The 14,129-nt window shown below is 74.4% G+C and carries 8 protein-coding genes and 1 pseudogene; 1 reads left to right on the forward strand and 8 read right to left on the reverse strand.

The features are described from left to right. Positions 1-16: 16 nt before the first annotated feature. Positions 17-2,182, reverse strand: coding sequence for a transglycosylase domain-containing protein (locus tag ACFYYT_RS03685; protein WP_385322665.1), 2,166 nt, complete (start codon positions 2,180-2,182; stop codon positions 17-19). Positions 2,183-2,456: 274 nt separating this feature from the next. Here ACFYYT_RS03685 and ACFYYT_RS03690 point away from each other — a divergent pair, with 274 nt between their 5' ends. Then, on the forward strand, positions 2,457-3,569 hold the full coding sequence (locus ACFYYT_RS03690) for an amidase domain-containing protein (RefSeq protein WP_362868747.1): 1,113 nt from the start codon (positions 2,457-2,459) through the stop codon (positions 3,567-3,569). A 56-nt stretch (positions 3,570-3,625) separates the two neighbouring features. Here the strand turns inward: ACFYYT_RS03690 and ACFYYT_RS03695 are convergent, their stop codons facing one another. The 7 genes and pseudogenes from ACFYYT_RS03695 to ACFYYT_RS03725 all read right to left on the reverse strand — a co-directional run. Further along, entirely contained in the window at positions 3,626-4,765 is a 1,140-nt protein-coding gene (locus ACFYYT_RS03695) for a substrate-binding domain-containing protein (protein ID WP_351825592.1), read from the reverse strand. 40 nt (positions 4,766-4,805) lie between these two features. Then, positions 4,806-5,843, reverse strand: coding sequence for an ABC transporter permease (locus ACFYYT_RS03700; RefSeq protein ID WP_351825590.1), 1,038 nt, complete (start codon positions 5,841-5,843; stop codon positions 4,806-4,808). After that, positions 5,840-7,411: a sugar ABC transporter ATP-binding protein gene (locus tag ACFYYT_RS03705; protein WP_351825588.1), complete on the reverse strand. Its 1,572-nt coding sequence runs from the start codon at positions 7,409-7,411 to the stop codon at positions 5,840-5,842. The genes ACFYYT_RS03700 and ACFYYT_RS03705 overlap by 4 nt, the downstream gene beginning before the upstream one ends. 129 nt (positions 7,412-7,540) lie before the next feature. Then, positions 7,541-10,318, reverse strand: coding sequence for a SpoIIE family protein phosphatase (locus tag ACFYYT_RS03710; RefSeq protein WP_351825586.1), 2,778 nt, complete (start codon positions 10,316-10,318; stop codon positions 7,541-7,543). Between the two features lie 132 nt (positions 10,319-10,450). After that, on the reverse strand, positions 10,451-11,413 hold the full coding sequence (locus tag ACFYYT_RS03715; RefSeq protein ID WP_351825584.1) for a cyclase family protein: 963 nt from the start codon (positions 11,411-11,413) through the stop codon (positions 10,451-10,453). Between the two features lie 187 nt (positions 11,414-11,600). Next, positions 11,601-13,016, reverse strand: coding sequence for a hypothetical protein (locus ACFYYT_RS03720; protein ID WP_351825582.1), 1,416 nt, complete (start codon positions 13,014-13,016; stop codon positions 11,601-11,603). Between the two features lie 156 nt (positions 13,017-13,172). Further along, positions 13,173-14,129: pseudogene (locus ACFYYT_RS03725) on the reverse strand (diaminopimelate decarboxylase); the annotation flags it as partial.

The following is a 14,129-nucleotide window of genomic DNA, read 5'->3' on the forward strand; positions in this document are numbered from 1 at the left end:
CCACCGGCCCGCCCGGCTAGTTCACGGCCTTGATGTAGTCGGCCCACAGGCGCACCGCCCGTTCGCTGCCGGGCGTGCCGGGGGCGTCTGCGCCCAGGCCCGTCAGCGGCAGCGGGATCAGGTCGGTCAGCGCCATCCGGTAGACCACCACGGCCGTCGACTCCTTCTCGGTGCTGGCCACGAACCAGCCCGCCGTGTTCGCGGCCGTCGTGCCGGTCTTGCCCGCCGCGCCGGGGTGCGCCGTGGCCGCCGTCTTCGCCGATCCGTCCCTGACGGCGTCCCGCAGGGCCTCCGTCACCGTACGGGCGGTCGTGGCCGACACCGCCCGGGCCGGCTTCGGCGCGGCGACGGGCACCACCGTGCCGTTGCGGGTGACCGACCGGACCGAGTAGGGGTCGGTGTGCATGCCCTGGGCGGCGAAGGTCTCGTACGCGCCGGCCATCCGGATCGCGCTGGGCGTGGAGTTCTCGCCGAGCGCGAAGGCGGGGATCCGCGGCCCGAGGCTCGATTCGAGCAGGCCCGCGCGCTGCGCGAAGGTGTCCACCCGGTCCAGGCCCACGTCGAGCCCGAGCTGGAGCAGCGGGGTGTTGACGGAGTTCGCGACGGCCTGCCGCATGGTGACCTGGCCCCAGTTGCGGCCGCCGTCGTTGCGCCCCTTGACCACCTTGCCGCTGCGGTCCCAGTACGGGCCTTCGGGCGTCTGTACGGTGACCTGGTCGTTGCCGTCGTAGAGGGCGGCGGGGGACAGGGGCGTACGGGCCTTGCCGCGCGTGCGCGTGATGCCCTCCTCCAGGGCGGCGGCGTACACGAGCGGAGTGAACGCGGTGCCGGCCGGGATCGTCGTGGCGTTCGACTCGTTGAAGCCCTGCTTCAGATAGTCCGGGCCGCCGTACACGGCCAGCAGCCGGCCGTCGGGGGCGACGCTCGCCGCGCCGATCTTCGCGTGCTTGTCGGTGTCGGGCCGCTTCTCCGCGTCGAAGGCCTTCTGCGCGTTCTGCACGGCCGCGGTCAGGGCCGTCATCCGGGCCCGGTCGAAGGTCGTGTAGACCTGGTAGCCGCCGAGGTCGAAGTCGGAGTCCTTGATGTGCCCGGCCTTGATGGCGTACTGCTTGGCCAGCTCCACCAGATAGCCGGTCTGCGCGCCGGGGGTGCCGGAGAGCGAGGTCGGCGAGGGTTCGGGGAACTTCGTGTAGGTGGCGCGCTCCGCGGCCGAGAGCCGGCCGGTGTCGACCATGCGGTCCAGGATCCAGCTCCACCGCTCGACGGCCCGCTGGTGGTTCTCCTTGCCGAGGGCCGGGTCGAACAGGCCGGCGCCCTTGAGGAGGGAGGCCAGGAAGGCGCCCTCGCTCGCGTTGAGCTGGGATACGTCCTTGCCGTAGTAGGCCTGGGAGGCGCGCTGGATGCCGTAGGTGCCGCGGCCGAACCAGCTGGTGTTGAGGTAGTCCTGGAGGATCTGCTTCTTGTCCTTCTGGTTGTCCAGCTTGACCGCGAGGAGCAGCTCGGTGAACTTCCGGGAGAGGGTGCGGTCCTGGCTCAGGTAGGCGTTCTTCACGTACTGCTGGGTGATGGTCGACCCGCCCTGGGTCTCGCCGCCCGTCACCGCGGCGCGCACGGCGCGCAGGACGCCGTAGGGGGAGACGCCCGGGTCGGAGTAGAAGCTGGAGTTCTCGGCCGCGAGGACGGCACCCTGGACCTGCGCCGGCACCTTGTCGAGCGGCATCTCCTGCCGGCTGACCCAGCCGGTCCGGGCCATCGTCGAACCGTCGGCGTAGTAGTAGATGTTGTCCTGTTGCTTGGCGAATGAGTTGAGATCGTCGGGTATGTCCGTCACCGCGTACGCGCACGCGACGAAGCCCACCATGCCGATGAAGGCGTACAGGAACGCGCCCAGCCACTGGCGCCAGGAGGGTATCCAGCGGCGCCAGCCGGCCCGGCCCGGCCGCGGATAGGCGGGCCGCAGCCGCCGGAGCAGTGGCCGGACGGCGGTGGCGGCGGAGCCGAGGGCCGGTGCGAGGGCGGTGGCGAGGGGTGCGGTGAGGGCGCGGAGCCGGCTGGGGCCCGCAGGCGTGCGGCGGCGTGAACCGGAGCTCCTGCGGCGGCCCGAGGGGGCCGCGCCGCCGTCCGCCGGGGCAGCCCGCCTGCCGCGCGAACGTCCTCTGCCGGCCTTCTCCTGCCTGCCCACTCCGTATGCCCTTTCCGCCGTACTTTTCCCCACACCCTAGATGCACTGCCTGTGCGGCCGGTGTGGGGCTGCCCGGCTCCCCGGGAAAGGGGTGTCCGCGCGGGCGATCCGGAACCCGGAAGCGCAGTTCGGGCACCCCCGGAGCCCCGGTGCGGGTCTGCCAAGCGGAACGGAGCGAAGGGGTCGTCAAGTTGTGCGAAGATTCCGTGCCTCGGTTCGAGTGGACCGGGTGACAAGGGGAAAAATAGTGATACCAAAGAGGTTCAGGCTCGCCGTGGGTGCGACCCTGACCGTGGGCGTGGCGTCCGCAAGTCTGCTCGCTTCCTCCGCGAGTGCGGAATCCGGCCCCAAAGCAGCCGACCGCAAGACGGTCGACACCTTCGCCCGCCTGGCGGACGACGTGCTTTCCCAGCGCAGCGAAGCCCTGGTCGAGGAACAGGCGGGCCGTCACGACGGCGCCCGCAACTCCACCAAGGCGCGCATGTCCGCCCAGCTGAAGAAGGACGAGGACGCCGCGATATCGTCGCTGCGCTCCCGCAAGACGCGGCTGGCGGCGCTCGGTGAGGCCTATACGGGAGCCGACACCAAGGTCTCGGTGGACAAGGCCACGGTCACCGGTGGCAAGGCCACCGTGGAGGTCACCGAGCAGACCACGCTCACCTACAAGAAGCTGCGCGGGGACGAGCCGGCGACGACCGACTTCCGCACCCGCTACGAGCTCAAGCTCACCAGCAAGAAGGGCGGTGCCTGGGAGCTGGACTCGATCAAGTCCCAGGAGGCCGGTCCCGTCGCGGTGAACGAGCCGGTGGCCGCCAAGGCGAACGTGGTCAAGGACGACGGCAACCAGTACCCGGACGGCACGCCCGCGTCCACCAAGTACCCGGCGCCGGCGAAGCCCAAGGCCAAGACCGGCGGCGCCTACGACTACGCCGCCATGGCGAAGTACGCCGAGAAGTACTGGAGCAACTACAACCCGGCGTACCGCAAGTTCAGCGGGGCCGGCGGAGACTGCACCAACTTCATCAGCCAGGCGCTGAAGGCGGGCGGCTGGAAGGCCGTTCCGGGCTCCACCTCGGACTACCGCAACTGGTGGTACGACGGCGCCCGCCAGTCCGACTCGTGGGTCGGTGCCAACGAGTGGGCCTGGTTCACGCTCTCCAACCAGCGGGCCGCCAACCTCGCCAACGTCTACCAGACGGACGTCGGCGACATCGTGCAGGTGGACTTCAACAAGGACGGGTCCAAGGACCACTCCATGATGGTGACGTACCGCAGTGCCGCGGGCATGCCGTACGTGACCTACCACTCCACCAACACCTACCGGAAGTCGCTCGCGAGCCTGATCGCGTCCTACCCGGACGCCGTCTACTTCGCGTACCGCACCTGACGGTCGCCCTCAGGTCCCGCCCGCCGCGGCGTCCCCGCGGCGGGCGGAACCGCCCGTCAGCGGCCCCAGATGCGGCGGTACGCCTCGCGGTAGCCCGGCGGGTCCCAGGAGCCGGCGCCCGCGCTGTTGGCGGCGGTGGCGATGTGCACCGGGGCGACGTAGCCGCTGGCGGGGCGCCCCGCGAAGGCGCGGTTGAACTCGTCGGCGATCTGCCAGCCCTGCTGGGACAGCGGTTCGGGGACCGTGGCGGCCTGGAACTGGCCGCTGTTGATCCGCTGGAAGGCGGAGGGGTCGCCGTCGCCCGCGCCGATGTTGAAGGGCGGCCCGGAGCCCGGCTTGCCGGCCGCGCGCAGGGCCGGTGCCGCGTCGGCGAAGTACAGGTCGTTGATGGCGACGGAGTCCGTCCAGCGGTCCTGGAAGCGGGACACCAGGGAGGAGACCTCCTGCGGGACGCGGCTGCTGGCATCCGGGATCGGGATGTTCTCGTACGCCAGGATCCGCACACCGGGACAGCCCGCCAGCTCCTTCTTGATGAGCTCGGACTTGTTGCGGGCGAAGGGGATCGAGTCGTCGGTGAAGACGACGACCCCGGCGTCGCCGCGCGAGCGGGCGATGATCCAGTCGGCGCTGATCCGCGCCACGTCCTCCACCGTGGTGGTGACATTCGTGAACAGTCCGGCCGCCTCGTCCGGGCCGGGGGAGCCCACCGCGTGCCAGCCGACGACCGGGATGTGCTCCTGCCGGGCCTGCGCCACCTGTCGCGAGGTCAGCCGGGGGTCGAAGCCGCCGATGACGATGCCGGACGGCCCCAGCGTGATGGCCTCGCCGATGGCCGCCTGGAGCCCGGCGGGGGTGCCGCCGCCGTCGATCACCCGGACCTGCCAGCCGAGGGTCCGCGCCGCCTCCCGCAGCCCCTGCGCGACCCCCGCGACGCCGGGGTTGGTCATGGTCTGCGCGACGTAGACGAGGGTTTTGCCGGGTACGGCCGCCGGGCCCCCGGTGGGCCCCTTCCAGGAGGCCTCGGTGCTCTCGGCCTGCCGGACGGCGGCCCGGGCCCGCCCGAGGGCGCCGGGGCAGCCTGCGGAGGGCGTGGGACCCCCGCCGTCCGACGGGCCGCCCCCGCATCCGGCGAGCAGGGAGGCGGCCGCGGCCAGCAGGGCCGCGGCGGTGCGGGTGGCCTTGTGGTGGTGGTGCACGGTGCTCCTGACGCCGGTGCGCGTACGGGGTGGTGCCGGTCTACGGATGGTCGGCTGCTGTGACGGCGCCGGTGGCCGTGGCGGTGGCCCCGGCGCGCAGCCGGCGGCGGGCGGAGTAGCCGGCCAGGCCGACGGCGATGAGCAGGGTGGCGCCGTTGAACAGGGGCGTGGCCCAGAACCGGGCGCCGAGCTGCCCGATCCCGGCGAGGCCGATCGCCAGGACGGCGACGGCCACGACCGTGCCGAGGGCGTTGGCCCGGCCCGGCCGGATGGTGGTGGAGCCGAGCAGCGCCCCGACGAAGGCGGGCAGCAGGTAGTCCAGTCCGACGCTCGGGTTGCCGGTCTGCTGCTGCGCGGCGAGCAGTACCCCGGCGAAGCCGACGACCAGGCCCGATCCGGCGAAGGCGTACACGCAGTACCGGCGGGTGGGGATGCCGATGAGGTGGGCGGCGCGCGGGTTGGAGCCGATGACGTACAGGTACCGGCCGAGCGGCAGCCGCTCCAGCACCAGCCAGAGCGCGGCGGCGACGGCCAGGACGTAGAAGGCGGGCAGCGGAAGCCCGAGGAACCGGGAGTCGTAGAGGGCGGTGAAGGACGCGGGCAGCCCGGCCGGGCCGGGGACGATCCGGGCGCCGTCGGTGATCCAGCCGGTGACGGCGTACATCATGCTGCCGGTCCCGAGGGTGGCGATGAAGGAGTCGATCTGCCCGAACTCGACGATGACGCCGTTCAGGGCGCCCACCGCGGCCGCCCCGCACACCACCGCGAGGCAGGCGAGGGGCCAGGGCCAGCCCTCGGTGACGATGAGCTCCATCACCATCACGTGCGCCAGGCCGAGGGCGTAGCCGATGGACAGGTCGAACTTGCCGGTGGCGATGGGGATCGTCGCGCCGAGCGCCATGACGGCCGGGATCGACTGGTTGGAGAGGATCGCGAAGACGTTGTCCCGGGTGGGGAAGGTGGCCGGCAGGGCCAGGGAGAAGACGAGGAAGAGCAGGACGGCGAGGGCCGGAAGGCCGTAGGCGCCGATGTGATGGCCGTGCGGGCGCTTGCGTAGCGGCCGGAGGGCAGGGGTCATCGGCCCGTCACGTCCCCGGTGACGGGGGGCATGGCCGAGGCGGTGCGGGTGAGTTCGGCGACGGTGAGCGCGGCGCCGCTCAGCTCGGCGTCCACGGCCCCGCGGACGAACACCAGCGCGCGGTGGCACACGCCCGCGACCTCCTCGAAATCGGTGGAGACGAGCAGCACCGCCAGCCCCTCGGCCAGCGCGTCGTCGAGCAGCCGGTGGACGGTGGCCTTGGCGCCCACGTCCACGCCGGCGGTCGGCTCCTCCAGGACCAGCAGCCGGGGGCCGCCCCGCAGCAGCCACCGGCCGACCATGACCTTCTGCTGGTTGCCGCCGGACAGGGTGGCGATGGGCACCTCGCCGTCCCGGGGGTGCACCGAGAACCGGTCGATCAGGGCGGCGGCCGCGGCGCGCTCGCGCCGGGGGGCGATCCAGCGCGGTGCGGGCACGCCGGTGGCGCGGGGATTGGCGTGGAAGTTCTCCCGCACCGTCAGTTCGGCGGCGCAGCCCTCCTCCTGGCGGTCGCCCGCCACCAGGCCCACGCCCGCTTCGAGGGCGGCGCGGACCGTACGGGGGCGGTACGGGCGGCCCTCCAGCAGGACCCGCCCGCCGAGGATCGGCCGGGCCCCCGCGAGGGCGCGGCCCAGGTCGGCGTGGCCGGCGCCGGTGAGGCCGACCATGCCGAGGACCTCGCCGGCCCGCAGCTCCAGGCTGACGTCCCGGGCCCCCGGGGTGCTCACGCCCTCCAGCCGCAGGAGGGGCGGACCGGTGGCGGGGGCCGGAGCCTTCCGGGCGCCGGGCGCCGGGTGGTGGGCGGCGCCGTCGCCGCCCACGATCGCGCGCACGAGCCGGGCCGGGCCGTGTCCGGCGAGCGGACCCCGGTCGGCCACGCGGCCGTCGCGCAGCACCGCGAAGGCGTCGGCGACCCGGTACACCTCGTCGAGCCGGTGACTCACGTACAGGATGCCGTGCCCCCGGTCGCGCAGGGCGTGCAGGACGTCGAACAGCCGGGCGCAGTCGGCGGCGGGCAGGGTGGCCGTCGGCTCGTCGAGGACGAGGAGTGCGGCCCGGGTCGCCAGGGCCCGGGCGATGGCGACGAGCGCGCGCTCGGCGGGGGCGAGCGCGGCGACCGGGGCGTCGGAGTCGAGGTGCCCGGCGACGAGCGACAGCGCCCCGGCGCAGCGCTCCCGGGTGCGCCGCCAGGAGATCAGGCCGCCGCGCAGCGGGTAGCCGGTGCCCAGGGCGATGTTCTCGGCCACGGTCATCCAGTCCACGAGACCGAGGTCCTGGTGGATGAAGGACATGTTCCGGGCGGCGGCGTGGGAGCCGAGCGGATGTCCCGCGACCGTCACCTCGCCCTCGTCGGCCTGGTGGACCCCGGCGAGCACCTTGATGAGGGTGGACTTGCCCGCGCCGTTGGGGCCGAGCAGCGCGAGGACGCCGCCCCGGTGGACGTCGAGGTCGACGGCGTCCAGGGCGCGGGTGCCGCCGAACCGCTTGCCGAGGCCGCGGATGCGGACGAGGGGTTCCGTATCCGGCCGCGGGGCCGGGCCCGCCCCGGTCTCGGGAGCGTCATGCACAGACTTCTCCGGGGGTCGGCCTCCGAGGTGTTCCCGACTGCATGGGGGATTCTATGCGGATCCGACGCGATATCGCCGCTATTGTCCCCGTCCGACGCCGCCGGGAGCGGGCCGCGCGGGCTGCGCGGATCACGCCGCGTCCAGTGCGCATTCGGCCCAGATGACCTTCCCGGAGGTGGTGTAGCGGGTGCCCCAGGCCTGGGCGAGCTGGGCGACGAGGAAGAGCCCGCGGCCGCCCTCGTCGGTGGAGGCGGCGTGGCGCATGCGGGGGGCGGTGCTGCTCCCGTCGTACACCTCGCAGATCAGGGTGCGGTCGTGGATCAGGCGTACCCGGATGGGCTCGGTGCCGTACCGGACGGCGTTGGTAACCAGCTCGCTGAGCAGCAGCTCCATGGCGAAGGCGGATTCGTCCAGCCCCCACCGGCCCAGCTGCTCCACGGCGGCGGCGCGGACGTCGTGGACCTGGGCCGGGTCGGCGGCCAGGTCCCAGCCGGCGATCCGGTCGGCGGGCAGGGCGTTGGTCCGGGCGACGAGCAGGGCGATGTCGTCGCCGGGGTGTGCGGGGGCCACGGCGTCCAGCACCGCCCGGCAGGTGTCCTCGGGGGAGCGGTCGGGGTGGGCCAGGGCGGTCCGCAGCTGGTCCAGCGCCACGTCGAGGTCGCGGCGCCGGTCCTCGATCAGTCCGTCGGTGTAGAGGACCAGCCGGCTGTGTTCCGGGAGGGTGTACTCGGCGGATTCGAAGGGCAGCCCGCCGAGGCCGAGCGGGGGTCCGGCGGGCAGGTCGAGGAGGGACACGGTGCCGTCGGGCAGGACCAGCGCGGGCGGCGGGTGACCGGCGCGGGCCAGGACGCACTGCCGCGAGGTGGGGTCGTAGACGGCGTACAGGAAGCTGGCGCCGACGATGCCGGCGGCGCCGGGGGCCGGGTGGTCGCCGCCCTCCTCCCGGTCCAGCCGCACCATCAGGTTGTCCAGGTGCGTGAGCAGTTCGTCGGGGGCGAGTTCCAGCTCGGCGAAGTTGCGGGCGGCGGTGCGCAGCCGGCCCATGGTGGCGGCGGCGTGCAGCCCGTGGCCGACGACGTCCCCGACCGCCAGCGCCACGCGGGTGCCGGACAGGGGGATGACGTCGAACCAGTCGCCGCCCACCCCCGATTCGGCGGGCAGGTAGCGGTGGGCGACCTCGACGGCGCCCTGTTCGGGCAGCCCGCGCGGGAGCAGGCTGTGCTGGAGGGCCAGGGCCAGGGTGTGCTCGCGGGTGTAGCGGCGGGCGTTGTCGATGCAGAGCGCGGCGCGGGCGGCGAGTTCCCGGGCCAGGGCGCGGTCGTCGTCCCCGTACGGCGCCGGGTCCTGCGAACGGTAGAAGCAGGCGATGCCCAGCAGCACGCCCCGGGCGAGCAGCGGGACGGTGATCAGCGAATGGATGGCGTGGGCGAGGAGCAGGTCGGTGTGCTCGGGGTCCTGGGCGATCCAGCCGAAGGCGGCCCGCAGATCGGGCTCCAGGACCGGCTCCCCACTGGTCACGCAGCGTGCGTGGGGGGTGCTCGGGCCGAGGGTGACCGTCGCGCCGACCGGGTAGAAGGGGCAGTCCTCGCGGATGCCGTGGACCACCGTGCGGTGCATCTCGGTGATGGGGTGGGGGGCTTCCTCACCGCGCAGCACGGCCTCGGGCAGATCGATGGTGACGAAGTCCGCCAGCCGGGGCACCGCCGTCTCGGCGAGTTCCCAGGCGGTGCGGCCCACGTCCAGGGTGGTGCCGATGCGGTTGCCGGCCTCGGCCAGCAGCTCCAGCCGGCGCCGGGCCGCGACCGCGTACTTGCCCACCTCCGGCTCGCCCACCAGCACCAGCCCGCGGACGGCGCCGTCGGCGCGTGGTGCGCGGGCCCCGGGAGCGGCCGGGGGGGCCGGCTCCGGGCCGGCGGTACGGGGCCCCGCGGGCGCGGCGCCGGATGCGGCCGGGGGGTGACCGGGGGCCGGGGCGTGCCGTTCGTCGTCCCCGGGGATGAGCGCCTCGATCACCACCCCCTCGACCCCCGAGGCGCTGGTCACGGGGCGGCTCACGAGGGTGATCCGGCGGCCGCGGGACAGGGGCACCTCGGTGGCCGCCCGCCGGGCCGAGGACATCAGCTCGGTGGCCCGCTCCTTGAGGAGCGAGCGGTCCGACTGGTCCAGCTCGCTCTGGAGCAGCTCGGCCATGGCGAGCGGGTACCCGTCGTGGACCTCCTGCCCGTCGGGCGTGGTGTGGCCTCCGGCGGCGAGGTAGGCCCGCAGCAGGCCGCGTTCGCGGTCCGAGCTCTGTTCCATCAGGCGCCGTTCCACGGCCTCGGCCGCCCGGCGCACCAGGGGGACGAGTGCCGGATCGGCGTCGGTGTAGGGGTAGCCGAGGCACAGGACGCCCTCGATGCGTCCGCTGAGCTGGTCGCGTACGGGGATCGCGGTACAGGCGCTCGACTGGGACCGTTCGGCGAAGTGCTCGGCGCCGTAGACCTGGACGAGCCGCCGCTCCGCGAGCGTGAGGCCGATGCCGTTCGTCCCCGCCACCCGCTCGGCGAAGACGAAGCCGGGGAGGATCTGGATCGGGGGAAGGTGCCGGGGGAGGGACGGGTCGCCGAAACGGCGCGCCAGCACGGTGCCGTGTCCGTCGGCGAGACAGATGTTCATCCGGCTGCCCGCGAAGATCGACTGCAGCCGGTCGAGCACGGGGACGGCGGCCCGGACGAGCGGACCGTCCGGGTCGTACTCCTCGGTGAAGGGCAGCTCGGACTGGTCCGGCGACAGGCCCAGCAGTCGGCAGCGCTCCCAGGAGCTCAGGATCGGACCGCGCACGCCCTCCCCGGCCGGCCCGGCCTGTTCGCCGTGCAGGAACCGGTCACGGGAACGCACGGGGCCGATGCGGTCTCCCACGGCCCCCATCTGCACCACTTCCCCTCACCGAGAACGCTCTCGATCGCCCGGTTTGAGTATATTCCCCACCTTTTGACGGTGGGGTGGGAGAGGGCGTGCGCGGAGAGGGCGGAGGGGGTGGGGAGCGCTGGGGCGGGGGGTTCACAGCACCGCGACCGGATTGACGGGCGAACCCGTCCCGCCGGGCACGTTCAGCGGCGTCACGACGAGCAGGAACGCGTACCGGCCCGCCTCGCCGCAGGCGGCGGAGAGCGCCTCCAGGTCGAGGTTGTCCAGCAGCGGCACCCCCATCGCGGTGATCGCCAGCGTGTGTACGGGGGAGTGCACCCCCTCGACCGGCGAGGGCCGTACGTCGCTGTCCCCGTCGCAGCCGAGCAGGGCGACCCGCCGCCCGGCCAGCAGCGGCACGGCGTCCACGTGCCAGCCCGCGCTCGCCTCGGCCGGGTCCCAGGGCCCGCACGCGCCGCGCCGCCGGAACCGGCCCGTGCGCAGCAGGACCGCGTCCCCGTCCGACACGGTCACGCCCAGGGCCCGCTCGGCCCCGGTGACGTCCCGCGCGTGCACCGCCCGGCCGGGTTCCAGCCAGTCGGCGCCGAGCACGGCGGGCAGGTCGAGGAGGAGGCCCCTGGTCACGAGGGGGCCGAGCGCCCCGACCGCGCCGAACCGGGCACCGCCGGCGCCGACGGCCTCGCGGGCCGCCCGCCCGCCGTACAGCTGCCCCCGGTAGGCCATGTGGGACAGCGCGTCGAGGTGGGTCACCGCCTTGCCGTGGTAGTCCGCGCCGAGGAAGTCCTTGTACGCCGACGGCTCGGCGGCCTCCACGTCCCCCAGGTCCGACATGTAGTGCAGCGCGGGCCGCGGGTTGTCCGGGCCCGGCCGGGTGTCCCACGGGCGCCCCAGCGGGACGGCCGTGCCCGACCGGACCAGGGCGGCCGCCCGCCGCACGTGCTCCGGCCCGACGCCGTTCCAGGCCCCTCGGTCGGCGGCGCCGGCGGGCCAGCGGCCCCAGTCCCGGACCGACGCGAAGAGCGCGTCGAACTCGGCCCTGGACACGGCGGGGCCGTTGCCGTGACCGGCCGGCGGGGGTGCGGGATCGCTGCTCATGCGTACTCGGCCCTCCACGGTGCCTACGGCCGCCGCCCGGGATGGCCGCACGGCGGGGCCGGCAGCGCGCGGTGCCCGCCCTCGGCCAGCATCCCCGCCCCGGGCGCCACCGGGCCGAGGACGCGCGGACCCGCACCGCCCACTTCGCGGGGCCGGGCCCCTGCGGTGCGCGGCGCGGGCGGGGCCGTCAGGAAGCGGCGCGGCCGCGCGCCAGGGGCCACTCGCGGTGGAGGCTGCCCAGCGGGATGCGGCGCTCGAACGCCGGGGTGCCGAACAGCGACAGTCCGAGCTGGAGCTGTCCGCTCAGGTCGAAGCCGCCGTGCACGGCCCAGGCACCGGCCGCCGCGGCCTTGCCGTCGCCGGAGGCCGTCGCCGTGGCGTCGGCCTCGCCCCGCAGATAGGGCGCGAAGTCGGCGGTGACGCCGACGGCCCCGTACAGGCCGACGGAGGCCTCGGCGCCGACCGCGGCCTTGACCTTTCCGGCCGCGCTGACCTCGGCCTTCACCGGGGTGCTCCGCACGGCCGAGGCGCTGACCGGGGTCCAGCCCCGGCCCGCCGCGTAACCGCCGCCGACGCGGAAGTCGCCCTTGACGTCCTGCCGGACGTCGAGCGTGACGCGGCCGTCCGCCTCCACCTGGACGTAGCAGGTCAGGTCGAGGTTGACGACGACCGGCACCGGGCCCACCTGGATCACGGGGTCGCTGTGCAGCTTGGCGAACGGGATGCGCCGGGGAGCCCCGGTGCTCGCCGCCGCGCGGCCCTTGAGTTCCCACTGCGAGGACCAGTCGCCGCTCATGCCGAGGAACGCCCCGCCGGGGGCGGCGCCGGGGCCTCCGTCGTAGGAGAACTCCACCTGGGGGGCGAGCTGGACGAAGCCGGACACCGACGCCCCGGCCGAGGCGGGGGCGCCTTCGGCGGTGTCGACGGCGGCGTTCACGTCGAGCCGCAGGTTGCCCAGGGGCAGTTGCGCGCCGTGCGGTCCGGTGCGCACGCCGCCGGTCTTCGCCCAGGAGACGGTGACGCCCTTCATCAGGGGCTCGACGCGGACCGTGGCCGGGTCGACGGGGACCTTGCCGTCGGCCGTGTCGTCCTTGAGGACGGAGGCGAGCGTCGTGGAGGCGGTCTTGACCTCGGTGCCGCGGTCGGTCTTCCCGACGACCTCCGTGACCTTCGCGAGCAGCCCGTCCGGGGCGCCGGGCGCCGGGGCGCTGGCGATGACGTCGCCCACCGTCACCGGCGCGTCGGGGGCGGCGGAGCGGCCGGGGGAGGGGGAGGCGGGGGAGGCGGAAGGGGCCTGGGAGGCGGGCGCCGTTTTGGATATGACGGCCCGTCCGCTCGCCTTGTCGTACGAGGCCACCTTGAGCGAGGCCTTCTCGGGCCGGCCGCCCTCGGTACGGGTGCGGGCGAGGGCGGTCGGCGCGGCCGTCCCCTGCGGCGCGGCGTCCACCTCCAGCCGCTGGGCGCCGTCGCCGGCCTGCGCGGCGGCGGTGGGGGCGGCGGCGGTCCCGGCCGCGCCCGTGTGGGCGGTCGTGGAGCAGGCGGTGGCGGCGAGCGTGAGGGTGGTCAGACCGGGGAGCAGGAGCCGGCGGGTGAGCGTGCGCACGTGAGTGTGTGACCTTCTTGGGGCGAGGGGTCGTTACTGATGAGTAACGCGAAGGTCGATCATGTCACGCGGATCCGGTCGCGGTCATTCCGGGTCCGGCCAACTCGCCGCCGCTGAAAGGCTGTTGAAGCTTCATCCAGATAGGGCCGTGGCTGCTACAGGCCGATGTCGCGCCGCACCGTCCCGGACCGCGACCAGCCGGGGCGCGTACCGGACCCCGTACAGGGCGGGCCGGGGGTTGTCGCTCATACCGCCGTCGACGGCGACGAACGTGCGCCCCGAGGTCTCCTTGACGGTCAGCACCCGGTACACGGCCACCCCGGCCGGGCCGACGAGCGCGCGGCCCGGTTCCACCGTCAGCCGAGCAGCCCGGGCAGCTTCGCGTGGGCGCAGCCGTCCTCCAGTTCGGCCCGGACCCGGACGGCCGGCACCGCGGGGTCGAGGGCGGGCTCACCCGGGCGGTACGCGATGCCGTGCCCGCCCCCGATGTTCAGCTGGGGGAGTTTCCAGCCCGTGGTGGTCGCGCACCTGGGTCATCAGGCCGACCACCCGGCGCACGGCGGCGACGTACGGTTCGACCGAGGTGATCTGGGAGCCGATGTGGCAGTGCAGTCCCACGAGTTCCAGGCGGGGCCGGGCCGGCACCCGGGCGATCTCCGGCGCGCTGTCGAGGACGATCCGCCCGACGTCGAGCCGGACGGCGGCGGACAGGTCCTCGGGGCTCTTGGCGTTGCCGTGCAGGACGATCCGTGCGGCCGGGAACCCGGCGGTGGTGGCGAGGCCCGGTTCCCCGGCGGAGCAGACGTCGAGGCCCAGGCCCTCGTCCTCGATCCAGCGGGCCATCGCCCGGCAGAGGAAGGCCTTGGCGGCGTGGACGACGTCCGCGCCGGGCAAGGCGGCGCGGAGCCGCTCGGCGGTGGTGAAAGCGGCAGCGGTCCCTTCTCCGGGGGCGGTATGGAAGAACCGGGCTGTACAGCCCGCGGGTCCCGGCCGGGACCCGTTCGCAGGGTTCGGGGTCTTAGGCGCGGTCGGTGGTCGGCATGGCGTTCCTCCTGCGGGAAGCGTGCGGTGGCCGGTCGGCGGGAGGGCCGGCCGGCGCTTCGGCGAAGGGAT

This window comes from Streptomyces sp. NPDC002032 (assembly GCF_042890765.1).
In the GTDB taxonomy this organism is placed as follows: domain Bacteria; phylum Actinomycetota; class Actinomycetes; order Streptomycetales; family Streptomycetaceae; genus Streptomyces.

Bases quoted from the DNA above. Each gene is read 5' to 3' on its own strand.
- ACFYYT_RS03715 (WP_351825584.1), bottom strand. From the start codon at position 11,413: ATGAGCAGCGATCCCGCACCCCCGCCGGCCGGTCACGGCAACGGCCCC.
- ACFYYT_RS03710 (WP_351825586.1), bottom strand. From the start codon at position 10,318: ATGGGGGCCGTGGGAGACCGCATCGGCCCCGTGCGTTCCCGTGACCGG.
- ACFYYT_RS03700 (WP_351825590.1), bottom strand. From the start codon at position 5,843: ATGACCCCTGCCCTCCGGCCGCTACGCAAGCGCCCGCACGGCCATCAC.